The following is a 23,755-nucleotide window of genomic DNA, read 5'->3' as shown; positions in this document are numbered from 1 at the left end:
ACCAGACCCGGCATTTGACTCAGCCGGCCGGCTTCTCGAGCGAGTAGCCGGCCGACCTGTCGGTGCGAATGACGCTGCCAGGCCACGCCGCCCGAAGCGCCTTTCTGAGCCGGCTGATATGGACGTCGACGGTGCGTGGACCGACATGGATGTTGGGCGGCCAGGCCGCGCCGATAAGCTCGTCCCTGCTCAAGACCTTTCCGGGAGCTTCAATCATAAGCCGCAGTATGTTGAACTGGATGCGTCCGAGGTGGATGTCGTGGCCGTTACCGCGAATCCGGTGGGCGTCGACCTTCATCTCGAGGTCGCCACAGCTGAGCCAGCCTCCGTATTCAAGACGATTTTCCCCTCGCCTGGGCAGCGCCAGCTGCGCCCGCAGACAGTCCAGCAGCTTGGCCGGCGCGTTGGGCCGCCCAAGAATCTCGTCAATGCCTGCCTTCAGGAGACTAAGGTACTGGTTCTCGGCGCCGGGCGCGATCAGGGCGATCACTGGCAGCCCGCGGGTGCGGGGCTCCTGTTTGAGCCGGGAGCAGATTGGGGAGCCAGATATGCTTGCTGGCCCGCAGTCCAGCACCACGGCCTGAAATTCCCGTTCGTCCGCCAGTGCAAGCGCTTCCTTTGCCCCGCCTGCCGACTCAGTGGCGAAGCCGTCCGCCTCCAGTATGTGGCTGAGGTACATGTAGTGCTCGGCATCTTGCGTACAGATCAGGACGAGTGGCTTCATTATCGCGGCCTCAAAAGCCACATCGGCCTGGACCGCATCGGCTGAGCAGAGGCCATCGCGCCGCTCAGGATCTGTCACGGTCCCTTTGCTCAAAACCTGCTCCATTACGCACGCGCCACCTCGGGATAGGTTTCGATGGCGGCGATTGCCTCGCCAACCAGTTTCGTGCCGGCCTCGGCGAGCTTGCGGAGCGTCTCGAACCCGAACCGGTGGACATCGCGTAGCGTCTTCGAGAGAGCGACCAACCGCCCGGCCATGAAAAGCACGCGCCCAAAGCCCTCATTGCTCAGCTCCATCATCGGCGAGGCCATCAGGCCGCAGCGCTCCTCGATCGCCAGCCCAACGGCGGTGTAGAACATATCAAGCCTCCACAGCACGTCCGGATCGGGATTGCCGACGATCGGGATTGCACGGCGCTGTTCCCTGGTGATGATGAAGGCGGCCAGCAGTTCGGCTTCCGCTTTGCCCTCCCACGCTCCGTAGGAATCCTGAGCACGGATCAGCCGCACGAGGCATTTGAGAAACGGGCTGGCAAGCGCCACCTCGTCTCCGGCGACGGCAGGGCTAACCGAAGGGTCGGTCATTTCGCCTCCTCATTCAGTCCTCGTCCTCAAAGGACGGTTTCTCTTTCGCGACGCCTGCCTCAGCCAGGACCTTGCGCAGCCAAGGTGGGGGGCAGGTCCTGAGCATGGACTGCGTCCGAGACAGCACCTCTTGAATGCTTTGAGGCTGCCGCACCTTGATCGGATGGATTTTTGCCGAAACAAGCTTGGCTGCCGAAGGTCCGCCGATCGCCAGGCAAAACAGGAGATGGCAGCCCTTCAGCGCTTCTACCTTCGGTGTGATGCGGTCATCCCTCTCGGCCCGATGTTTCCCAGTTTCGTCGGAGACGTCGTCGAACTCGACGACTTCCACGAGCTCCCACTCCTCGCGCGTCATATCGTAGATCACAAAGCGCTTGGCCGACCCGAAATGGGCATTGAGTTGCTTGACGTCCTGAGTAGCGATTGCAACGCGCAAAGCGCCTGCTTGTCGTTCACGCATCGGGCGGTGAACCTCGTCAGTGACAAGTGAGAGGCGACGCATCGGGCCCACCTGGCATTTCCCGCTTACGGAATGGATTAAGCTCCTCAGGCGTCGGTGCACGCCGGTCGGCTTGGAAGATGTTAGCAACCTCGAAGACAAGATCACGGGTCCCTTGATAGAGGATGGAGAGCTTGTGCTGGCTGCCCAGTCGGTCGAAGACGGGGAAGCCGACGCGCATGAGCGGTATGCCAAGGCGCTCCGATGTCTGGCGTCCATGTGAATGGGTGACCAGAAGATCAGCGCCGCCTGCACTCGTTTCCAAATCGCCGAGATCGCCGACCTGAATCGACTCCGCCGGTACCTTCTCCAGAATTTTCGACATATCGGTCGTCGTGACCGCCGCCGTGATATCGGCGCCCAAGTCGACGAAGAAGGTTGCCAATTGGTAGAGTTGGTCTGGTTCAGCAGCGATCGCAATTTTCTTGCCTCCGAAATGGAAATGTCCGTCGAGTAACGCATCCTGCAATTGCGCTCGCCGACGGCGGACATTTGCCGGCACAGGTTCGCCAGAAATAGCGCACAGCAGGGAAACGAACTGATCGGCGCCCTTCAATCCGGTCAGCGACTGAAACAGCACGTAAGGCACACCGGTGGCCTTGTAGAGAGCCTCGGCCGGGCGGCGCATATGCTCGCCGATGGCGATGCAGTGCCCAGCCGTTCCGAGCTCGCGGATGTCCTCTATGCTCGTACCGCCATAGGTGGTGGGGACCCAGTGATCTGGCAGGGTACCGTCAAGCGAGCCTGAGAGGTCTGGCAAGATCACCGATTTCAGGCCAAAGCTTTCGACCATGTCGCGCAAATGCTCCAGGTCAGCCACGGTGAGGTTCCAGCCGGGCAGGATTGCGATTTTCTTTGACTGGCGCGCCCGTTCGCCAGGTCGCGTAACAGCTTCGATCATCGCGGTAACAGCCTTGGCCCAACCCTCTTCGAGGGCGCCGGCGAAATCCGGCGTGTTGGCCAGCACGATCTCCGTACCCGCGAGTTCTTTCGCCCGTTTCAGCCTGATGTCGGCGACGTCGCCTGCGCAATCTTCGCCTCGGGTTTCCACCAGGGCCGTCGTGCAGACCCCAATCAGCTTTGGCGTCGTGCGGGTCTTGAGATTGAGGATCGCCTCTTCCAGATTGTCCGACCCGCCGAGGATGGTTGTTACTTCATCCATCGCGGTGGTCTGTAGGGGGATCGTTTCCTTGAAATGCCGCACGAGCAGTACGAGGGCGAAGCTGGTGCAGCCCTGGATTCCATGGAACAGCGGGACTGCGCCGTCGATGCCGAGAAAGGCCAAGGCTGCACCAAGCGGCTGTGACAATTTCAGCGGGTTGATCGCGGCTGATTTTGTCTGGTGAAGGATACGCGTCATCGGATCTCCTCAGCACTCGCGCAAATCGTCGGCGCCTTGCCGGCGGATTCCTGGACAGCATGTAGGTTCTCGGCGTGTGCCCGGCAGTTCGTCGTTCCCAGGGCCGGACCATCCCACGGAGCGCGCTCGCGGACCTGCGACCAGATCGGGTTGTGGATGGCGAGGTCGATCTGCCGTACGAGCTCCACCATGCCGTCATATCCCGCATACGGGTGCTGGCGCTCCTGGTTGATGTCGAGCCAGGGCGTCTTGGCTTTGAGCGCGACGAATTGCGTGCGACCGCCCGACAGCATGATGTCGGCCTTGCCTGCAGAGAGCATGGCGTAAAGGTCGCGTGCGGGCATCTGCTCGAACATGTGGATGTCGTCCTTGAGGACCTGCTTGATGCGCTCCTTGTCTTCGACCGTGGATTTCTTGACCGAGGTGCCGACGATCTCGATCCCGATCTCCACCAATGCGTGAACGACCGACCAGGACTTGACACCACCCGTGTTGAGCAGCACGCGCTTGCCTTGAAGGCGGACTCGATAGGCCTCAAGCTTCTTCCATGCAATTGCTTCCTGCTCGGCGATCAGCGTCTCTGTGCGGTCCAGGATCTCCGGATCGGCCCCCTTCCTCACCAGCAGCTCAGCGATGTTACGGAGTGCTTCTGAAGTGTCCGAAATCCCGTAGAAGGAGCCTTCGAAGAAAGGGATGCCCCAGCGCTCGTCCATCTTGCGGGCTAGACTGACGAGGGCCGTCGAGCACACCACCATCGCGGCGCGGGCGTGGTGCGCGGAAGCGATGTCGAGATAGCGCGCGTCGCCCGGAATGCAGGCGCGAACCCGGATCCCGAGCCGATCGAGGAGCGGCTTTATCAGCCAGAATTCGCCGGAAAGGTTGAATTCACCAAGGATGTTGATGTCGTACGGCCCGGCGTCGTCGGGTTCCACCGTGCCGATGACATGGTCGAGCAACGCCTCGGCGGCGAGCTTGTTGCCGAGGTTCTTGGAGCCGGCCAGGCCCGGCGCATTGATCGGAACCACGGCCAAGCCGAATTTTTCGGCGGCGCGTTTGCAGACGGCCTCGATGTCGTCGCCGATGAGCGCCGTCACGCAGGTCGAATAGACAAAGACTGCCGGCGGCGCATACGCTTCCTTGATTTCGCGGATCGCCTTGAAAAGCTTCCGCTCGCCTTGCCCCATCACCACCTCGAGTTCGGTAAGGTCCGTCGTGAAGCTTGTGCGCCACAAGCTCGGCCCCGACGAAGCTGCACCGCGGTTGTCCCATGAGTTGCCCTCGCAGGCGAGCGGCGCATGGACCAGGTGCGCAACGTCTGTGATCGGCTGCAGGACGATCTTGGCCCCGTCAAAGGCGCAACCGCCCGCTGCCGCTCCTGGCGTCAGCGCCCTCGCGCAGCCCTGCTTGCGCGCCTTGGCATCCTTGCCACGGTTCTTGTCGCAGGCGGGCTCGTTGAAAACATCCTGGATCTTCACACTGAGCGAGCTCATGGCGTCAGTCCGCAAAGCCAATTCGGCAATGAACCGCCTGGGCGAAAAGCCGGTCCGTGTCTTCTAGCGGGTGAGGTCATAGGAATAGTCCGTCACGCCCGTCTGGCTCGTCTCGCGATCGAGCTTGTCGAAGATCTTGTCGAGGATCGTGGTCAGCACGCGCAATCCGCCCTGGTAGCCCATGAGCGCAAAGCGATGATGATGGTGCCGGTCGAAGATCGGAAACGTCAGCCGGATCAGCGGCGTGCCGGTGTCGCGCTCCAGATACTTGCCATAGGAATTGCCGATCAGCAGGTCCACTGGCTCGGTGAAGAGCAGCGACCGCATAGCCCAGAGGTCCTTGCCCGCCCAGACCTGAGCGTCCTTGCCGAAGGGCGAGGATGCAAGCAGTTCCTTCAACTCGGCTTCCCACGCCGAGGAGCCGTTGGTGGCGAGGCAATGTGTCGGCTCGCCGCCCGTTTCCATGACGAAGCGGGCCATGGCGTACACGAAGTCCGGGTCGCCGTAGATCGCGTATTTCTTGCCGTGCAACCAGGACTGGCTGTCCGCCATGGCATCAACCAGTCGGCCGCGCTCCAGCCGGATTGCCTCGGGGATTTCCTTGCCGGAAATGGCTGACACCTTCATCAGCAATTCGTCAGTCGCCTGGACGCCGAGCGGATAATGGAATGAAGCGGTGGCCTGCCCAACATGCCCACAATAGTCCAGCGTTTTTCGCGTGTTGGAGTGCTGTAGCGAAAGCGTTGCCTCGGCGTCGAGTGCCCCCCTCACCTCTTCGATCTTCGTGCCGCCGTCATACATGCGGTATTCTCCGTCCGACGGGGTGTCGAACTGGTCAGACGCATCCTGGATGAAGGTGTAGGACACACCCATCACATCGAGCAGACGTTTGAGCTCCCGGTTGTTGCCAACGCAGAAACCGTCGAAGCCCGGAATGACGTTGATGCTCCCCTTGGTTTCCGTGCGCTGCTGGCCTTTCCAGAAGTGCTCCAGAATACCCTTGAGCATGCCGTCATAGCCGTCGACATGGCTACCGACGAAGGCTGGCGTGTGGGCAAAAGGCACGTCAAAGTCGCGCGGGACCGAGTTTTCGTCTTTGGCGCTCTGGATGAAGCTGTGCAGGTCGTCGCCTATGACCTCGGCCATACAAGTCGTCGACACTGCGATCATCTTCGGGTCGTAAAGCTGGTATGTGTTGGCGAGCCCGTCGACCAGGTTCTTCAGGCCGCCGAACACTGCCGCGTCCTCTGTCATCGAGGAGGAAACCGCCGAAGCAGGTTCCTTGAAATGGCGTGACAGGTGCGAGCGGTAATAGGCCACGCAGCCCTGGCTGCCGTGGACGAAGGACATGGTCCGCTCGAAGCCCGCTGCCGCGAATACGGCACCAAGCGGCTGGCAGGCCTTGGCGGGATTGATCACAAGCGCTTCCCGGGCGAGGTTCTTTTCGCGATATTCCCAGGTCTTGGTGAATTCGCCTTGATCGGTAACGATCTGATCCGGGTGCGGACATTCGAAGTTCTGCTTCTTCTCGGCGAGCATCTGCCTGTATTCCGGTTCGCGGAACAGGGGGGCGTGGTCGAGAATCTTTTCGGCCGATTGCGGCATTGGTGTTCCTCTTTTTAATCTCGCCGCGCGATCGGCAGCACAGATAGGTCGAGACGTCCCGGTAATCCCGGGGCTCACAGAACGCGGGCCCGTGGTGTCCCTGGGGAGACAAGGCTAGGACAGGGCGTCTATTCGGCAGCTATCGCCCGCCCACTTCGCGGGCGTTCTTTCCAAGGCGCGTGGTAGAGGTCCCAGACAGGATTGTTGATGGCAAGATCCACGTCACGGGCGAAAATGGCAAAGCCGTCATAGCCGTGATAAGGTCCCGAATAGTCCCACGAGTGCATCTGACGGAACGGAATGCCCATCTTCTGCACCGGGTATTTTTCCTTGATGCCGGAGCCCACGAGGTTGGGGCGAACTCCCTCGATGAACTTCTCCAACTCGTAGCCGGTAACGTCGTCATAGATCAGCGTGCCGTTCTTTACGTAATGAGCGGTGCGCTGGTAGTCATCGTTGTGGCCGAACTCGTAGCCGGTGCCGACGATGACCATGCCAAGGTCCTCGTAGGCTGTGATGACGTGGCGGGGGCGCAGGCCACCGACGTAGAGCATGACGGTATTGCCTTCGAGGCGCGGCCGGTACTTGGAGATGACGGCGTCGACAAGCGGCCTGTACTTGGCGATCACCTTCTCGGTTTTCTCCTCGATTTCCGGCCCGAAATGCTTGGCTATGCTGCGCAGGGAGGCTTCGATCTGGGACGGTCCGAAGAAATTGTACTCCATCCAGGCGACGCCATACTTTTCCTCCATATGCCGGCAGATGTAGTTCATCGAGCGGTAGCAGTGGATGAGATTGAGCTTGGCCTTTGGCGCGCGTTCAATCTCGGCCAGCGTTGCGTCGCCCGACCAGTTGCCGACCACGCGTAATCCTATCTCCTCAAGCAAGATGCGCGAGGCCCAGGCATCCCCGCCAATATTGTAGTCGCCGATCACGTTGACGTCGTAAGCACCGGCCTCGAAGTCGACATCCTTCTTGTCGAAGACCCAGTCGCGGATCGCGTCGTTGGCGATGTGGTGTCCGAGTGATTGCGAGACGCCGCGGAAGCCCTCGCAGCGCACCGGCACGATGGTCTTTTCGTACTCCTTGGCCTTCTTGCGAGAAACTGCCTCGGTGTCATCGCCAATGAGACCGATCGGACATTCGGATTGCACGGTGATGCCGTTGTTCAGCGGAAACAGCAGCTCGATCTCGTCGATGATTTGCTCGAGTTTCTTGTCGCCGCCGAAGACAATGTCTTTCTCCTGAAAATCGGACGTGAACTGCATTGTCCCGAACGTGTCGATGCCCGTTGTGCCCACATAGTAGTTGCGGCGCTGTGACCAGGAATATTGGCCGCAGCCGACGGGGCCGTGCGAGATATGGACCATATCCTTAACTGGACCCCAGACCACGCCCTTTGAGCCGGCATAGGCGCAGCCACGGATTGTCATCACCCCAGGGATGGACTTGATGTTCGATTTGACGTCGCATTCGGAAAGGATCTCACTTTCCCCGCCAGCCTCATCCCCGCTCTTTGCGATGCTCAGGTGTTTTTTGCGGCGCTTCGCCGCCTTGTCGGGATATTGCGATAGCACCTCCTCGATAAGCTTCGCATGGAGAGCACCATCATTCTCATATTCCAGGCTCATGGGACCCCTTTCAAGGTGTCTGATGACGCCTCACCGATGAGGCGCCGTTCTTGGCAAGGCGCCCTAACTCGAGAGGCGACCAATATCGGTCGTTACTGGGCGGCCGTCTTGGCCGCTTCCTTGGCCTGCAGCTCGGCAAGCATCTGCTCGTCGGTTTTCATGATGCCGAAGTCGAGCAGCATGTCCTCGAGCTCCTCCATGGTGATCGGTGTCGGGATGGTGCCCTGGCCAGAATTGGCATGGATCTTCTCGGCCAGCGCGCGATACTCCCCGGCCTGCTTGGAATCCGGCGCATACTGGATAACTGACATCTTCCTGAGCTCGGCGTGCTGGACGATGTTGTCGCGCGGCACAAAATGGATGAGCTTGGAGTTGAGCCTGGAAGCCAAGGCTTCAGCGAGGTCGAGCTCACGGTCGGTTTGACGTTCGTTGCAGATCAGGCCGCCGAGCCGCACGCCACCCGAATGCGCATATTTCAGGATCCCCTTGGCGATGTTGTTGGCGGCATAGAGCGCCATCATCTCCCCGGACATAACGATGTAGATTTCCTGCGCCTTGCCCTCGCGGATCGGCATCGCGAAACCGCCGCAAACCACGTCGCCAAGCACGTCATAGGAGACATAGTCGACATCATCATAGGCGCCGTTTTCCTCGAGGAAGTTGATCGATGTGATGACGCCTCGGCCGGCGCAGCCAACGCCCGGCTCCGGGCCGCCGGACTCCACGCATTTGATTCCTCTGTAGCCAATCTTGAGCACGTCCTGCAGCTCGAGATCTTCCACCGAACCTTCCTGTGCCGCCAGGTGCAGGACAGTATCCTGAGCCTTCGAGTTCAGGATCAGGCGGGTGGAGTCGGCTTTAGGGTCGCAGCCGACGATGAGGATTCTCTGGCCGAGGTCGACCAGGGCGGCGAGCGTGTTTTGGGAGGTGGTGGACTTGCCGATGCCGCCCTTTCCGTAAAAGGCGATCTGACGCAGACCTGACATTATAGATTTCCTTCCTTCGTTCCATCCGTCGCGGCTGGCCGCAATATGAATGCCGATGGGCAGCTCTTGCCGCCTCAGACCGAACGGGTCTCAAGACTCGTGCCAAGTTGACTGGTTGATAACCAACAGGGATTTTTTCGTTTGTTGGCCGCGAGTTAGCGTGAGCACCAACAAGTGTTTGCTGCCAGACAAGTGATCGTCGGAACAAGCGCTGTAGCGGACCCGACAATGCCCTACACAAGGCGTCAGCTTCGAGACCGATACCGAAAGAACTTGGCCCTTCGAGCCAGAGCCGTCTTTTGGGCTGCGTACAGACGGCGGTAAACGACCGGCTTGCGCGCCTCCCGTCGCGGGTCAACAGACGTGCGTGCTCGGTAGCTGGTTGCGCATGGCTGGTTCGAGACTGGCCCCCGCGAAGTCGGCAGGGAACATGCCTGATGCGACGACTGCCGACGACCACACCCCGTCCCGACTCGGAGAACTCGGCACTGATATTGCACGCGGCGCTGTCACAACATGTCGGTCAGCGATGACCATTCCCTTCGTGCGACGCCGCCGACAACGGCGTGCTCCTGGATGAATGCGGGTCAATGCAGCCAACCCATGTTGCCGTTGCACCCAGGCCGGCGAGCTTATTCATGACCAAATCCGCGACAGGCTTCATGGAGACTTTTCTGCACGGCCCAGAAAAGCCGGATCGACGATCTCGTCCCGCATGGGGCGCGGTCATGTCGCTTGGCCTGGGCACCTTCGGGCTGGTGGCGGCAGAGCTTTTGCCTCCCAGCGTGCTGACGCCGCTCGCGCATGATCTGCATGTCACAGAGGGTGCGGCTGGACAGACGATGACAGCGACTGCGATTGCCGCAGCAATTTCGGCGCCGACGATCGCCTTCATAACAAAGCGCCTCGACCGCAGAGTCGTCCTGTGCGCGATGATGCTGCTTCAGATCCTGTCCAACCTTCTGGCAGGGGTCGCGTGGTCGCTGCCGGCTTTCCTGGCGGCACGCGTGATGCTCGGCATTGCGCTTGGAGGCTTCTGGTCGATTTCGGCATCGCTGGCGATGCGACTGGTTCCAAATCACCTCCTGCCGCGCGCACTATCAATCATCCTCACCGGCGTGTCGGTCGCTATGGTTTGCGCGCCTCCAATCGGCGCCTATGTCGGCGACATCTGGGGATGGCGAGCCACCTTCATGATCGCCGCAGCTGTCAATGCCGTTACATTGCTGGTGCAACTCGTAACCCTTCCGACGTTGCCGCCGGTTGAAATGGCTGGATTCCGCGGCCTGCTGCATGTGGTCAAGAAGCCAACCATCAAGGTCGCGCTTTTGGTGGTGCTGCTGGTGGCTTCTGGGCACTTCGCCAGCTTCACCTATGTCCGGGCTTATCTCGAGATGATTCCCGCGCTCCGTATCGAGACGATCTCGCTGCTGTTGCTCGTTTCGGGGGTATGCGGATTCTTCGGGAATTTAGCCGGCGCGTTCCTGGCCAAACACAGCCTCAAGGCGGTCGCAGCGCTGCCGCCGCTGCTCATGGCGATAGCCGCTGTCTCGTTGCTGATGCCTGGAGCATCAGCCTTAACCTCGGCCATTGCGGTTGCTGTATGGAGTTTTGGCTTCGGTGCGGTGCCGGTGGGGGTACAGACTTGGATGGTGCTGCGCGCCGTTCCCGAGCAGGCCGAAAGCGCCGGTGTGCTGATGACCTCAACGTTCCAAATTGCCATCGCGGCCGGCGCGATCTTCGGCGGACTGCTTGTGAATAATGCGGGCGTCGCCAGTGTGTTCGCCTACAGCGCGGTTGCCACCTTCCTTGCCGCCCTCACAGTGCTCCTATTCGGCCCGCAACCTAACCTCTGACGGGGCAGGCCCACAGCTCAGCGCTTGCGATGCAGCCGCACCAGCCGCGCGGCGCGATCCTGCCCCACACTTTTTCGGTCATCTCGCCTAGGCCACATGGATCGCGGGCTACTGCCGAGGGGGCTTTGACCAGTACCGGGCGCCTCGCCGGCCATAGCCGTTCGCGGCTCCGGGCAGTGCATCAGCGTTCGCCCGGGCGGAGTTGGTCAGGTTACGCAGCCCGCGCGAGCGCGGTCGCGCTTGGCAGCGGGGGGGCGACCGGGCGCCGTTCTTGAGGTGCCGACCCTCCAGGTCTCGATTTGGAACTCCGCGCGAAACGCCGGGCCGGTCCGTAGGTCGACTTGTGCGCGCCACCATCGTACGAAACCGCCGCTGAGAGAACAGCATTCCCGGCAGCACACCTGCATGACCCTAATGTCAATTCCAACCCACACGATAGGCTGCGCGAATGCCGGCCAAAGAGAAGGCGCACGCAGAATGTCGCTCGCCAAAGGAATTTACCAAGCGTCAACTCACTGTCAGCTCGTTATTCCTCTCTTTGAGAGCGACCTGACCAGCTTGCTGTCGACGGCAAGCGAATGCGATGTACGGAATCGGTAGCCCATCAACGAGCTCTGCCAGGCCAGGGACACGGTATGGTCGACCGACAGCGACAGCTTTGGCAAGCACCTGCGCATGCCGCCGCCTCATCGCAATGCGACTTCGCTTCAGCGCCGGAACGGCGTTTTGCTGGTTTCGCAACCTGCGATCGTGGAGATCGACAGCGCTTCGTTCAGTTTGAAACTAAGGACCTTCTGCGTAAGCGCTGTTCCGGCGGCACCTTTCGCGCGTGGATGTAAGGGACGATGTTCGAGGCCTTTGAGGGCTTCGACATATGACGGTTTCAGAGTTTACGCTTAAGTCCAGGGACGGTGAGCCGGTCCGTCGGCTGGAGATCTTCACTGGTTCGGGTCGGCGGCGTGAGTGGCCGCCGGAGGAGAAGGCCCGGATAGTGGCGGAGAGCTACGAGGCGGGCGAGACGGTTTGTGCTGTGGCACGCCGGTATGGACTTTCCCCGCAGCAATTGTTCACCTGGCGTCGGGCTGCTCGCCGGCCGATGGGGGAGGAAGCGATATCGGAATCCATGTTCGTGCCGGCGGTGGTGACGGCAGCGCCTCCGACGCCTGCGGCGAAGCATCGGCCACAGCCAAAGAAGCGGGAGCCGGCTCGAGACGCTGGTGAGATCGAGCTCGAGATCGACGGCATCGCAATGCGGGTGGGTCGTGGGGCGGATTCGAAGACGGTTGCAGCGGTGATCCGTGCGCTGAGGGCAACGTCGTGATCGGGCCAACGGGAGCGGTCAAGGTCATGGTGGCGACGAAGCCGGTCGACTTCCGCAAGGGAGCGGAAGGTCTGGCAGCGCTCGTGCGCGAGGCTATGGGCGCGGATCCGTTCTCGGGCGCGGTCTACGTGTTCCGGGCCAAGCGGGCCGACCGCATCAAGCTCGTCTACTTCGACGGCACGGGCGTATGCTTGTTCGCCAAGCGGCTGGAGGATGGCAAGTTCTGCTGGCCGGGCATTACCGATGGTGTCGTGCGACTGACGGCGGCACAGTTGCAGGCACTCCTGGAAGGCCTCGACTGGCGGCGGGTGCACGAGACGCGCCAGATGCGTGTTCCAACGACGGCGAGCTAACCATCGCATTATTGCCAAATCACTGGAATCCATGCTTGAATCCGCTTCGTGACTGACGCGGCCGCTGCCCTACCCGACGATCCTCAAGCGCTTCAGGCGATGCTTCTGGCCGCGCGCGCGGAGAATGAGAGGCTCCGCCAAATCATCAAGGAGTTGCAGCGCTATCGCTTCGGCCGAAGGGCGGAGAGCCTGCCTGAGGACCAGCTGCTTTTGGGGCTGGAGGAAGCCGAGCAGGTAGAGGCGGAGGGCTTCGCCAGCGCGGAAGCCGCGGACCCCTCAAAGCGTGATGCCAGGGCTCGTAAGCGTCGCGCCAACCGCGGCTCGTTGCCCACCCATCTGTCGCGCGTCGAGCAGGTAATCGACATTGCCGACAAGATCTGCCCGTGCTGCCAAGGTCAGCTGCATGTTATGGGCGAGGACGTCTCCGAGCGTCTCGACATCGTGCCCGCCCAGTTCCGTGTGATTGTCACCCGTCGACCGAAGTATGCCTGTCGGGCCTGCGAAGAGGTGGTCGTGCAGGCGCCAGCGCCGGCACGTCTCGTCGAAGGCGGCATTCCTACAGAGGCCACGGTGGCTCATGTTCTGGTGTCGAAGTATGCCGACCACCTTCCCCTATATCGTCAGGCCCAGATCTACGCCCGCCAGGGCGTCAATCTCGACCGTTCGACACTCGCCGACTGGGTGGGCAAGGCAGCTTTCCTGCTTCGCCCTGTGCATGAGCGGCTGTTCGAGCGGCTGAAGGCTTCAGACAAGCTCTTCGCGGACGAGACCACTGCGCCTGTGCTTGATCCGGGCCGGGGGCGGACCAAAACGGGGCAGTTGTTCGCCTATGCCCGAGACGACCGACCTTGGGGCGGAATGGACCTACCCGGCGTCGCCTATCTCTACGCTCCGGACCGCAAGGCCGAACAGCCGATCCGGCATCTTCAGGGCTTTGTCGGAACCCTGCAGGTCGACGGATACGCGGGTTACAAGGCGCTGGCCGAACGCAACGCCGTGAGCTTGGCCTTTTGCTGGTCGCACGTGCGTCGCCGCTTCTATGAGCTCGCGCAGTCCGGCCCCGCGCCGATCGCGACGGAGGCGCTCGCCCGCATCGCCCAACTCTACCACGTTGAGAGCGATATCCGCGGTCGTTCCGCCGACGAACGCCGCGCCGTCCGGCAGGAGAAAAGCCGTCCCGTCATCAATGCCCTTGAGCCGTGGCTTGGACAGCAACTCACCCTTATCAGCCAGAAGACCAAGCTGGCGGAAGCCATCCGCTACGCGCTCTCGCGCTGGCAAGGTCTGACACGATTCCTCGACAACGGTACGATCGAGATCGACTCCAACGTCGTCGAGCGCGCCATCCGTCCCATTGCGCTGAACCGCAAGAATGCGCTCTTCGCCGGCTCCGACGGCGGCGCCGAGCATTGGGCAACGATCGCTTCGCTGATCGAGACATGCAAGCTCAACGGCGTCGAGCCTCACACCTACCTCGCTGACGTGATCGCCCGGATCGTCGCCGGCCATCCACAAAGCCAGATCGACGATCTGCTGCCTTGGGCCTACAGACCTATGCCGCTCAAGGCAGTGGCCTGAGAACAGCGGTTACCCTTCTGCGGCGGTGGTTAAACACATCGCGCACAATGCCGCCAGGATACTTGGTGTTTGTGTCCTCAAAAGCTGCGCGCAGGGCAACAGTTGCAAGGCTCGGCAGTAGGACCCCACGATGGTACCGAGCAGGCGCGCTATTCTGTTATCAGCTATATCGGTCCATCGGTCAGGTAACTTCCTTTGGCAAGCGTCACTGTCGATCCGAAACTCGGGCTAGCGGACGCCGCGTCGCTCGATCTGCGATCCAACCCATCAGCGCTTCCATCGGTCCTCGCGGGAATAAGCGCAGCCAAAGCACCGCGAAAGCGCTTACAACCACGATGAAGCCAAACAACGCGGACAGCGAGTGAGCTCTTCCAAGCATAAATATTCCCAGAATGTGCAGAAGATAGGCCGTCAGAGGCATCGAACCGACCGCGACTATTGGCGAGACCAGCTTTCGCACGAACGGGAGCGCATCCATAGCAAGCGAGCAAGCCGCCACGATGATCATTGCGCAACCGGCGCTGCCAAAAATCCAAAACGTCGTCTCACTATGAGGCGAGGCAATCCATAGCCAACTCGCTGTGAGCCGGTCCACATCCAGCATCCACCAGTGGTGAGGACTCACGTCATGTTCTTGCAAATTTGCCAGCTCTGCGCTTACACTAGGCATCAAATGCAGCGCAAGCCAGGATCCTCCGAAGCCCAACACGGCCAGCGCGACGCCGGCTATACCAAGGCGCAAATGCATTGCGCGCGTGCGAAGGTCTAAGCGCGCAATGGCCATGCCGGCGATCAGCAAAGGAACCCAGGTCAAGGCGGGATAAGTGCCGCTGACCAGGAGGGTGAACACCTCGGGGTCTGAGCTCCCGGAGCCAAGCATTTTGAGAAGGAGGAAACGCACCTGCGGGAGAACCAATGCTGTCACCGCCGCGAGCAACCCGAGCCGCTGTGCGCTGAGCCGATATAGCGGCAGGACCAACAGGAAGCAGACGCCGTAGTATGCCAGAATGACCGAGACAGGCGCGTTGACATAGGTGAGGATTTCGCCAAGGGCGAGCAGAATAAGGGCGCGAATTGCAATCTTGGCAATAGCCTGTCTACCGGCTAGCGTCGATTTCGGAGGGTTGCGGCCGGTAATCAGGATAAGCGAAAACCCGGTTATAACGGCAAACAGGACCGACGAGCGCCCAAAGGCGAAGTCCATCACACTCCCGACCACTCCTTCGCCGTCACGGGGACCTACGTGGACGGCATACATGCCGAAGACAGCCAAGCCGCGAGCAAGGTCGATGCCGACCAGCCGAGCTGCAGCCCACCCATCTCGTGACCCGCTCCCGAAGATGCGGTGCGGTATTGCCATGTTGGATTCCTTCGTTGGTTGCGTCCATCGCGGGACGATAGGAGGGCCGTTGACTGCTGCCGTGGTGTCGCTCCAGGCGCAAAGCTCGTGCCAGATCCGACAGATCGAGCTATAGCCTGCGGCAATCACAAACTTGGGTTCCGAACCGTGGCGCGGACCTGACAATTCCGACAACTGTGTCGCGGAGCCGACGTGTTGGACGGATGGCCGGCCCCACTGAACCGGCTGCGAGAGGCGCAGCGACAACGGATTATCCGACCAGCATGCCGCGCTGACCCCAGCCAGCTTCAGCCCGGTGGTGGACCGGTATGCGCAAAGCCCCCTGCCAGATCACCTTCAAGATCTGCCTAAACAGAAATGAAGGCCCAAACGATCAGATTTCAGGGGCTCCTGGGCCCCGCAGAGCGGCGGACGGAAGCGCTTGCGCCTCGGAGAGACCAGTGGCAAGGCCACCCGGCGGGAATTGAGGCCGACGGCTCACCGGGGCGATCCACCTGAGTCGGAATGGACTGCGGCGAGATGGAAGCGTTGCTTGGCAAGGCACGATCGCTCAGGTGGCCTGGCAGGAGAATGAGCGCCCGAAGAGGCCGGACTTATGCGGCATCTTCCGCGCCGTGCAAGAGCTCAGCATTGAAAACCAGCGCAGCAGAACACCAGCTGCAGCAGCCACTCTCATCTTCTGCTCTTTACCCCGTTGAGGTTTTCTCGCCGAGGCCGACAAGCCGCCTCTTGAGACGGCTCGACAAAGTTTCGGTGTCGCCGAAGACCATCTCCACATCCTCGCGCGAGATGACATCCCCGCCATCCCGTGCCAGGCTCCGTTGAGCCAGACGGCGGACCATTTCCTTGATATGGGCCGCGCTGCTGTTTTCCGACCGTGCGACGACATCCGCAAGCGCTCCGTCTTGGAAGACGAGCGCACGACCATACAGCGTGATCAGCCGCTCGCGGCAGCCGGCGTCGGGAAGCGGGATCTCAATTGCTTCGTCCACCCGGCCTGGGCGCGAGGCGAGCGCGTCCTCAATGTCCTCCGGCCGATTCGTCGTAAGGAGGAAGAGGATATCTGCATTTGAGGCAAGACCATCCATTTCGTTCAACAGACGGTTGAGCAGTCGTTCAGCGTTCGGGCTAGATACGTTTTCTCGCGACCGACCTACCAAGTCGACGTCCTCCAATACGACAATGCTCGGCTGAAGCGTGCGGGCCAACGCTATGTAGAACCCAATCGCCGCTGTCTGCTCAGCCGTGACCAGAATAGTAGTGCGTCCGGGCAGGGTGGCAGAAACATAGCGGATGACGTGCGTCTTGCCTGTACCAGGGGGACCATAAAGCAGAATACCCTTTTGCGCGTGCTGGCCGAGGCGCTTCAACCCCTCTCGGTGTCGATCATGGTCGAAGATGTTGGCATCAAGACGCGCCATAGTTGCTTCCGAAAGCACCACGTCGTCCCGGGGCACGGCAGGTAGGCGATGAACCCGCATCGCTCCCCGCATCCCCCAGTTGCGTGCATCGTATTCAAAAGAGAGAACCTTGCTGCGGTAGTATTGCGAGCTTTCGCCTGCCGCCTGGATTTTGCTAAGAAATCCGCGCGAGAAGGCACATGCCTGCTCGCCAGGCAGATAAGCGATTTCCACTTGAACCGTTCGGCCGCCCCAGCGGTCAAAAAACTGCGACAGGAGGACCGCTACCGGCTCTTCGCCGATAAGGAATAGCCACAGGCCATTGTGCAGTGCCGCGTAGGGCACGTCTTCGCCGATATCCATGTCCTGATATTGCAAGGGTGTCACCGCAATGACGGCTCCACCCTCGCGAATGACCATGTCGGACAGCTTCATGGCATCGGACTGGTGCCGCTGGTGGACGCCGATGAGCCTGGGAGACAAGGGCGCAATCTGCTCTTCAATGACAGTTTGAACGTCCGGCAGCAAATGGGCAGCAAATTTTCGGCGCGAGCTGGCGAGACCTGTCAAATCATCGGTTTTGAAATGGCGAATTAGTGCTTGCCAGACATAGCAATCGATATCGGTCACAGCAGAATCCTTTGCGAGTTGAGGTGAGCGGAAGCTCTGCATCGAGCGCCGGTAGGGCCGGATAGGCTCTCCTCGCATTCGCGGCCGTCCCACCGACAAGATCATTGAAGCAAATTGCGTGCCCGTGGCACTCCGTTGCGTTCTGCCGGTTCGCGCTAATCAGCGGCACTTGTTCCTGACGTTTGGGTCAGCCTTGCGACAATTCTGGTCCAGTTTCCGACACAACAAGGTTTCGATGGACGCCTACGGCGTTGGAAAGCAAACCGCGCAATGACCGTGACCGAGCCGTATTCGATCTTCATCGACTCGGGACCATGGCAATAACGAAGAGAGGCCGCCATGAACTGCCGCCACAAGCGTGCGTTCGCGTCAGTCATGCCTCTGCGAACACGGCTACGCGCACACCGTGCCCCTTCGCTGCGGTGATGCCCGCGGCCGCGCCGTGTGCATGTGCTTGCGGTCTATGGTGCATCGTTTGCCAGCCTGCGGAAGCTCAAGCGCTACACACCTGACCTCGAAACTTTGGTGCAGAAGCAGCTTCGTTGCAAATGGCATGCCTCTTGCTGCTCGTGCTCGGAGCCCATTGAACACGATGAAAGCCGATACCGAACCATGGCTGGCACGCGAAGCTCTAAACGATCGACAAAGACGCCGGCGGTTGTCCTCGCTGAGCACTGGGCATCGCCCGGTTTGGAGATCCGAGCATCTGGAGCCGGGCCGTTCCCTATACATCCGACGGGGGAAAGAGTGGGAAGCCGCGTAGGCATCGTCTCGCACTCGGCAGCACCCCAGCGCGGCAATCCGCCAGCCTCAGTAAAATCCAGTGCGCCAGTTTCTTCAAAAGGAGCAAGTTGATGACCGGTCAGAAGAAGGTTCCCTTCGTCACGTTTCTCACGCGTGTTCGCGATGATTCAGTCCAGGGGCCAAATCCATATCGTTGGGAAGAAAAAACGTCCGACGACTACTTTTCCGGCAAGCGTGTCATCCTGTTCTCGCTGCCTGGCGCTTTCACCCCGACCTGCTCGACCTACCAACTGCCCAATTTCGAAGATCTCTACGAGGACTTCAAGAAACAAGGCGTCGACGCGGTCTACTGTCTCTCGGTCAACGATGCCTTTGTGATGAATGCTTGGGGAAAGTCCTTGGGGCTGCAGAAGGTCGAGCTGATCCCGGACGGATCTGGCGAGTTCACGCGCAAAATGGGCATGCTGGTCGCCAAGGACAATCTGGGCTTCGGGATGCGCTCCTGGCGCTACGCGGCTCTGCTCAACAATGGCGTGGTGGAGCAGTGGTTTGAGGAGGAAGGTTTCTCCGATAACTGCGAGACCGACCCCTATGGCCTCACATCCCCGCAGAACGTCCTTCAATCGTTGAAGGACGCTGCGTGAGCTGGTTCGGATTGATCATCCGCAACTGCGTTTGGACGACCCAAAGGGCGAGCTCTGACGTGCGCCCCCGTGAGGTCGTTCAAACGCCACACGGCTTAGAAGCGTCGACCTGTGAGTGATCCAATTAACCACGGCCAAGTGAGCTTCTTTGACAGAAATACCGGACTGACATGAAATCGTCCTTCAGCCTCCTTCAGAAACAATCTCTTGCGGCATCGCCTCAACTGATCGAGTCGATTCGCCTGTTGCAGCTGACGCATGCCGAACTGCATCAGTTCGTGGACCAGGAGCTCGAGAAAAATCCGCTTCTGGAGCATGCGCCAAACGACGAAGGCCGGTCTGGCGAGGTTGAAGGACCGACCTGGGCAGGACCGCCGGACCTGCCCAGGCAAGGGAAATCCCAGCCCAGCACGACGAACACCACGTCGGGCGAGCGTCCTGCCTACGAGGAGTTTGTCGCCTTAGCCGAAACGTTGCACGACCATGTCGCTCGTCAGATCTCCCTCACCGCCTTCACACCGCACGAGCGGCTGATTGCTCATCACCTTGCCGGTCATCTGGATGACACTGGCTACCTTCGAGTAAGTCCTTCCGATATGGCTGAGACACTAAACATCGGGCCGACCCAAGTGGAACGGGTGCTCGGCGTCTTGCAGCGCCTCGATCCTCCAGGAATTTTCGCACGATCGCTCAGCGAATGCCTCGAGATACAGTTGCGCGAGAAAAACCGCTTCGACCCCGCGATGGCGGTTTTGGTTGCCAACCTTGAGCTGCTTGCGAGGCGCGATTTTCAGACATTGAAGCAGCGTTGCGGCGTCGATGAAGAAGATCTTCTCGAGATGCTGCAGGAAATCCGCGCGCTTGACCCTAAGCCTGGAAACGCATTTCAGTCGGGAACGCCGGAGTGCGTCATACCGGACGTATGGGTGCAGCGCTCGCCCGGAGGTGGATGGCAGATCGAACTTGATCCGAACACGCTGCCCAAGGTCCTGATCAACCAAAGCTATGTCGCGGAGGTTTCCTGCCGAGCCGCCAAAAAATCGAAGGACATGACATTTCTCAATGAATGCTTGCAAAACGCGAACTGGTTGATCCGCAGCCTCGATCAGCGCGCCAAGACGATCCTTAAGGTCGCCACGGAAATCGTGCGCCAGCAGGATGCTTTCCTGGAATATGGCGTCGCCCACCTGCGGCCGCTCAATCTGAGGACAGTCGCTGAGGCAATCAACATGCACGAGTCGACCGTGAGCCGAGTGACGTCGAACAAGTACATGGTCACTCCACGCGGCGTGTTCGAACTCAAGTATTTCTTCACTGTCGCGATCGCCTCCTGCGAGGGCGGTGACGCGCACTCCGCCGAAGCTGTGCGCCATCGGATCAAAGCGATGGTCGCTGAAGAATCGCTTGATAACATGCTTTCTGACGATGACATCGCCGACCGGCTCAAGGAATGCGGCATAGATCTCGCTCGCCGCACCGTCACCAAGTATCGCGAGGCGATGAACATCCCCTCTTCCATACAGCGGCGCCGGGAAAAGCGCTTGTGGCGGGACCGCGATCAAGGCCTCAAGGCCTCTTGACCAAGAGCGGCGCCTAAATCAAATGTAACGCGTTCTTCGCATTGTTCCTCCTCCGGGCCGAAGCAACTGTCGAAATCGCAGCATTCCCGGCAATTGGGCGCAGTGCATAGCGAAAACCCATCGGCCTCACAGAGGCTACGGTAAAAGTACTTCTTCCATTTCATATTTCGGGTGTTGCCGGCCGCAAGCATCGGAAAATGCGTGGCAAGCAGACGGTTGAGCTCGGCCCGATTGAGAAGGCCAAGATCCTGCCACAGATGGTCATCGCGCATGGCACGCCGGGCGACGATCTTGGCGAAGCGCGCGCTCGCCGGGTCGCTCGGCCGGGCATGCGCCAGTAGAAGGTCGCGCAGAAGTTCTTCCTCCATGCCCGGCTCGGGGTCGCTGACGTCTTCCAGGGCTAAGGCTGCCACAGCGGTTGCGGACAAACCCCGGGGCAGCACCTCGCGCAGCTCGGCGACGGAAAGGCCTGTTGACTCGGTCGCTGTCGCTTCGCCAGCCTCGACCTCCTTGAGCGCACAGGAGAGAACGCAGGTAAGGACATGCTCGTCGAACCCCCTCTCCGGCTCGATAGTGGGCCTTTGGCCGGCATCGACACATGCGTCTTTCTGGGCGGACATGGTCCCGTTCTCCTGGTCGTTTCGCGATCCAGCGGCCCAGCCTTGAGCAACACTGGGTCCGACTACGGGCAGGCGCCGGCGCGGGCTCAACCCCAACACAGCGGGTTGCGGGTCGACCGCATGACCACGCCTTGAGCTGGCCTTCGAAGTCACCGCGCTAGATCATGCCCCATGGCGTTGTTGATGAGGGGATGATCCGGTCTCCCAAGTTCCGTCGGTCTGGCAGCATGGTCCCTAGTCGAAGTCTCCCAACTGGATCCGTAATGCGATCTGACCCGGGTTCGGGATGATGAGGGGCTCTGCCAAGCTCCAGCAAATCGATACCACCGGCGTCCTCGGTGCGCTCACGGTTTCAGACCGGGGCGTTGTTGCTCTCACGCCGGGGTCCCTGCCGGCCATCTTTCCCTTCAGGTGTCGCGGTGGGGTTGGAAGTTTCACAGTCCGTAGTCATACTGATCCGGTTCCGAGGTTGTGAAGGCATCATCATGAGAAGCAATGCGACGCTTCCCGAGCGCATAGACCGGATCGTCCGGATACGGTGCACCAATCGGCTGTCGCGTGCCGAAGCGTTCTGCCTCCAGGACCAAGGATGGGATCTGCTCCTCCAGCCAGTCATAGACAACGGTCCGTTCGGCAATCCGCCACTCCCCTTCCCGCTTTTGAAACAGATCGCAGTAGCGCCCGCATAGAAAGATCTGACGCACTTCTCCGTCTTTGTCCGGTCCCCGTTGCAGCGCGGTGAAATAGCTCTCGACCGTGGCCTCCGCCGCGTTGATGAATTCGATCAGGATGTTCGTGATCTGATGGATATTGCGCGGTCCGGTCTTGAAGACATCGAGCGCATACCGAAAGAAGCCCTCGGCCGAGCCGCGATACGCCCCGTGGCTGTCATGCGCGTCGGGCCAGTACGCGCTGCGCAGCACCGCCTCATCGGCGCGGTCTGTCCCGCGGCAATACCGATAAAGGCAGTCGCGGATCGACTCGCGGTCGAGCAGTTCGACGATTTTCCCTTGGCCCGTCGGGTCTGTCGCAAATTCGGCGGTTCCGACGTGTTCCGGGACCTCTGTCTTCGGTTTGAGGGGGGCATCCGAAACAATTCGCGCAGCGGGTGGATAGTCGATTTCCAGTGCAAGTTCGGGGCAGGATCGCACCCCATCCGACGCAAGCACTTGCTCACCGTCCGCAACCTCGATGTCCCCGGGGAGGATGTAACCTGCGTCGTCCAGCTTGAAGACGGCCGGCGCTCGCGCCGAACATTGCGCATGCCCCTGACATCTGGCTTGGTGAACGATGATGCGCAAGGCGACCTCCAACGTCTGTGCCACGGCTCAGGCCGGGCTAGGTTTAGCCCCACTCCAGGATCAGATTTTCAATCCCGAACAGTTGGCCGCCATGGGTGATGGGTGCCGTTCCCTCCTTGATCCGAAAGGACGGCAGGCGCGCCAGCCACTCCTCCAGGCCAATGACAATTTCTCGCCGGGCAAGATGTGAGCCAAGGCAACGGTGGGGACCATAGCCAAAGGCGGCGTGGCGGATGCCATCTCGTGTCAGATCGACTGTGTTGGGGTCTTCGAATTCCGCCGGGTCACGATTCGCAATCATGGTGGCGCAGGAAACAAAGTCCCCCTTGCGGATCGGCGCGCCTTCGAAGTCGATATCCTTCCGTGCGACGCGGATTAAATGGACGGTCGGAAAGGCGCGCAGCAGTTCTTCGGCTGCGCGCACGATCCGGTCCGGTTCTTTTCGGAGCAATTCCTGATCTTCCAGGTTCCGCGCGAGATAGGCCAAGTCAAAGCCTATGGCTGTAGCGACCGTGTCGAGCCCCGCCACCAAAACGAGCACGCCGATGCCACGGACCTCCTGGTCCGTCAGCCCGCGGCCCTCGACCTGCGCCTGCACAATGAAGCTCATGAAATCATCGACGGGCTTTTTGCGGCGCATCGCCGCCAGCTCGTCTATGAACGCTACAATCGTCCGTGCCGCCGCCGGCCGTCTCACCTCATCGCCGTGGAGCAGATCTCTCGCCCAGGCAACAAATGTCTCAAGACGGTGCTCCGGCAGTCCGATGAAGCGAAGGAAGATGCTGACCGCGAAAGGAAAGGCGAAATCCTTCATGACATCGCAGCTTGTCCCCGACGAGGCGATCCTCGTGATAAGCGCTATCGCTTGCTCGCGGATGGTGGGCTCCAGTTCCGTTACGCGCTTGGGCGAAAAGAGCGGATTGAGCAATGAGCGAAAGACGGCATGCGAAGGGGGATCGAGTTCGAGCGGGATCGTCGGCCAGTCTTCGCCCAGCGCGGATGCGAAGATGTTGCGATGACTGGAAAAGTTTTCGGTCTCCTGCAGCACCCGGCGCTGATCTGCGGCACGAGTGATGACCCAAGCACCCTGCCCGGTACGCGTGTTCCAGGGCGAATAGAAAATTCGCGGTCCGTCATGCACGCATGCGACTGCTGCGTGCGGGTCGCCATTAGACGTCGGTGACATGCCTGGCGACGAAAATAGGCTGAAGTCGCCTACCATTTCCGGCGGGACATGATCTGGAACCGGGTGGGTCGTCATTTGGTTCTCCTGGGTCAGGCGCTTGCGCGCTCGACTGAGTTCGCTAAGCTGTTCGTCACCACTGGGGCTCCGCAACGCACGGTCGACATCGCCTTAGATGACAAAATCGAGCAAGTTGCGTGCCGGGTAAGCGCATCATTGGCACCGCTCATTTCGGCATTGTAGCGTCCGCATGAGGTCAGCCTTTTTGGTAGGCCTCAGACATCGTGTCCGTTCCAGACACGACAA

At 60.6% G+C, this 23,755-nt stretch carries 19 protein-coding genes and 1 pseudogene; 6 read left to right on the top strand and 14 right to left on the bottom strand.

The window, feature by feature from the left end; genetic code table 11:
• Positions 1–19: 19 nt before the first annotated feature.
• The 8 genes from ACIU1A_RS01025 to nifH all read right to left on the bottom strand — a co-directional run bounded on the left by ACIU1A_RS01025 (position 20) and on the right by nifH (position 8,879).
• Positions 20–829: a response regulator transcription factor gene (locus ACIU1A_RS01025; protein WP_404926331.1), complete on the bottom strand. Its 810-nt coding sequence runs from the start codon at positions 827–829 to the stop codon at positions 20–22.
• Complete coding sequence (locus ACIU1A_RS01020; protein ID WP_404926330.1) at positions 829–1,308, bottom strand: NifX-associated nitrogen fixation protein; 480 nt, start codon at positions 1,306–1,308, stop codon at positions 829–831. Before ACIU1A_RS01020 ends, ACIU1A_RS01025 begins: the two co-directional genes overlap by 1 nt.
• Positions 1,309–1,321: 13 nt before the next feature.
• Positions 1,322–1,819: a nitrogen fixation protein NifX gene (gene nifX / locus ACIU1A_RS01015; protein WP_404926329.1), complete on the bottom strand. Its 498-nt coding sequence runs from the start codon at positions 1,817–1,819 to the stop codon at positions 1,322–1,324.
• Complete coding sequence (gene nifN, locus ACIU1A_RS01010; protein WP_404926328.1) at positions 1,785–3,167, bottom strand: nitrogenase iron-molybdenum cofactor biosynthesis protein NifN; 1,383 nt, start codon at positions 3,165–3,167, stop codon at positions 1,785–1,787. The genes nifX and nifN overlap by 35 nt, the downstream gene beginning before the upstream one ends.
• The gene (gene nifE, locus ACIU1A_RS01005) at positions 3,164–4,657 is read right to left on the bottom strand and encodes a nitrogenase iron-molybdenum cofactor biosynthesis protein NifE (protein ID WP_404926327.1); all 1,494 of its coding nucleotides are present in this window, start codon (positions 4,655–4,657) and stop codon (positions 3,164–3,166) included. The genes nifN and nifE overlap by 4 nt, the downstream gene beginning before the upstream one ends.
• Positions 4,658–4,720: 63 nt before the next feature.
• On the bottom strand, positions 4,721–6,262 hold the full coding sequence (nifK, locus tag ACIU1A_RS01000) for a nitrogenase molybdenum-iron protein subunit beta (protein WP_404926326.1): 1,542 nt from the start codon (positions 6,260–6,262) through the stop codon (positions 4,721–4,723).
• A 128-nt stretch (positions 6,263–6,390) separates the two neighbouring features.
• Positions 6,391–7,893: a nitrogenase molybdenum-iron protein alpha chain gene (gene nifD / locus ACIU1A_RS00995; RefSeq protein WP_404926325.1), complete on the bottom strand. Its 1,503-nt coding sequence runs from the start codon at positions 7,891–7,893 to the stop codon at positions 6,391–6,393.
• Between the two features lie 92 nt (positions 7,894–7,985).
• Positions 7,986–8,879, bottom strand: a complete 894-nt coding sequence (gene nifH, locus ACIU1A_RS00990; RefSeq protein WP_404926324.1) for a nitrogenase iron protein — start codon at positions 8,877–8,879, stop codon at positions 7,986–7,988.
• Between the two features lie 638 nt (positions 8,880–9,517).
• Here nifH and ACIU1A_RS00985 point away from each other — a divergent pair.
• The 4 genes from ACIU1A_RS00985 to tnpC all read left to right on the top strand — a co-directional run bounded on the left by ACIU1A_RS00985 (position 9,518) and on the right by tnpC (position 13,987).
• Entirely contained in the window at positions 9,518–10,735 is a 1,218-nt protein-coding gene (locus ACIU1A_RS00985; protein ID WP_404926323.1) for an MFS transporter, read from the top strand.
• Between the two features lie 874 nt (positions 10,736–11,609).
• Complete coding sequence (gene tnpA, locus ACIU1A_RS00980) at positions 11,610–12,056, top strand: IS66-like element accessory protein TnpA (protein WP_404924843.1); 447 nt, start codon at positions 11,610–11,612, stop codon at positions 12,054–12,056.
• Positions 12,053–12,409 carry an IS66 family insertion sequence element accessory protein TnpB gene (gene tnpB, locus ACIU1A_RS00975; RefSeq protein WP_404924842.1) on the top strand — a complete coding sequence of 119 codons (357 nt, stop codon included), beginning with the start codon at positions 12,053–12,055 and terminating at the stop codon, positions 12,407–12,409. Before tnpA ends, tnpB begins: the two co-directional genes overlap by 4 nt.
• Before the next feature lie 48 nt (positions 12,410–12,457).
• Entirely contained in the window at positions 12,458–13,987 is a 1,530-nt protein-coding gene (gene tnpC / locus ACIU1A_RS00970; protein ID WP_404924841.1) for an IS66 family transposase, read from the top strand.
• Positions 13,988–14,192: 205 nt separating this feature from the next.
• Here the strand turns inward: tnpC and ACIU1A_RS00965 are convergent, their stop codons facing one another.
• Together ACIU1A_RS00965 and ACIU1A_RS00960 are read right to left on the bottom strand one after the other, a co-directional pair.
• Complete coding sequence (locus tag ACIU1A_RS00965; protein WP_404926322.1) at positions 14,193–15,347, bottom strand: DUF418 domain-containing protein; 1,155 nt, start codon at positions 15,345–15,347, stop codon at positions 14,193–14,195.
• Positions 15,348–16,033: 686 nt separating this feature from the next.
• Entirely contained in the window at positions 16,034–17,377 is a 1,344-nt protein-coding gene (locus ACIU1A_RS00960; RefSeq protein WP_404926321.1) for an AAA family ATPase, read from the bottom strand.
• Between the two features lie 854 nt (positions 17,378–18,231).
• Between ACIU1A_RS00960 and ACIU1A_RS00955 the strand changes: the two genes are divergently transcribed.
• Entirely contained in the window at positions 18,232–18,765 is a 534-nt protein-coding gene (locus tag ACIU1A_RS00955) for a peroxiredoxin (RefSeq protein WP_404926320.1), read from the top strand.
• A gap of 170 nt (positions 18,766–18,935) precedes the next feature.
• A complete protein-coding gene (gene rpoN / locus ACIU1A_RS00950; RefSeq protein WP_404926319.1) occupies positions 18,936–20,345 on the top strand; it encodes an RNA polymerase factor sigma-54 in 1,410 nt (469 codons plus the stop codon).
• Here rpoN and ACIU1A_RS00945 read toward each other — a convergent pair.
• The 4 genes and pseudogenes from ACIU1A_RS00945 to ACIU1A_RS00930 all read right to left on the bottom strand — a co-directional run bounded on the left by ACIU1A_RS00945 (position 20,324) and on the right by ACIU1A_RS00930 (position 23,527).
• Positions 20,324–20,965 (bottom strand): nitrogen fixation protein NifQ, encoded by a 642-nt coding sequence (locus ACIU1A_RS00945; RefSeq protein WP_404926318.1) that lies wholly within the window; start codon positions 20,963–20,965, stop codon positions 20,324–20,326. The genes rpoN and ACIU1A_RS00945 overlap by 22 nt on opposite strands.
• A 434-nt stretch (positions 20,966–21,399) precedes the next feature.
• Positions 21,400–21,969 (bottom strand): nuclear transport factor 2 family protein, encoded by a 570-nt coding sequence (locus ACIU1A_RS00940; RefSeq protein ID WP_404928063.1) that lies wholly within the window; start codon positions 21,967–21,969, stop codon positions 21,400–21,402.
• Between the two features lie 126 nt (positions 21,970–22,095).
• Positions 22,096–22,290 (bottom strand): annotated as a pseudogene (locus tag ACIU1A_RS00935) (ferredoxin); the annotation flags it as partial.
• A 19-nt stretch (positions 22,291–22,309) separates the two neighbouring features.
• On the bottom strand, positions 22,310–23,527 hold the full coding sequence (locus ACIU1A_RS00930) for a cytochrome P450 (RefSeq protein ID WP_404926317.1): 1,218 nt from the start codon (positions 23,525–23,527) through the stop codon (positions 22,310–22,312).
• Between the last annotated feature and the right edge of the window lie 228 nt (positions 23,528–23,755).

Origin of the sequence: Mesorhizobium maamorense (assembly GCF_044998965.1) — a bacterium.
Classification (GTDB): domain Bacteria; phylum Pseudomonadota; class Alphaproteobacteria; order Rhizobiales; family Rhizobiaceae; genus Mesorhizobium.
The sequence above is the reverse complement of the archived record's forward strand: the minus strand, read 5'-3'. Positions and strand labels throughout refer to the sequence as shown.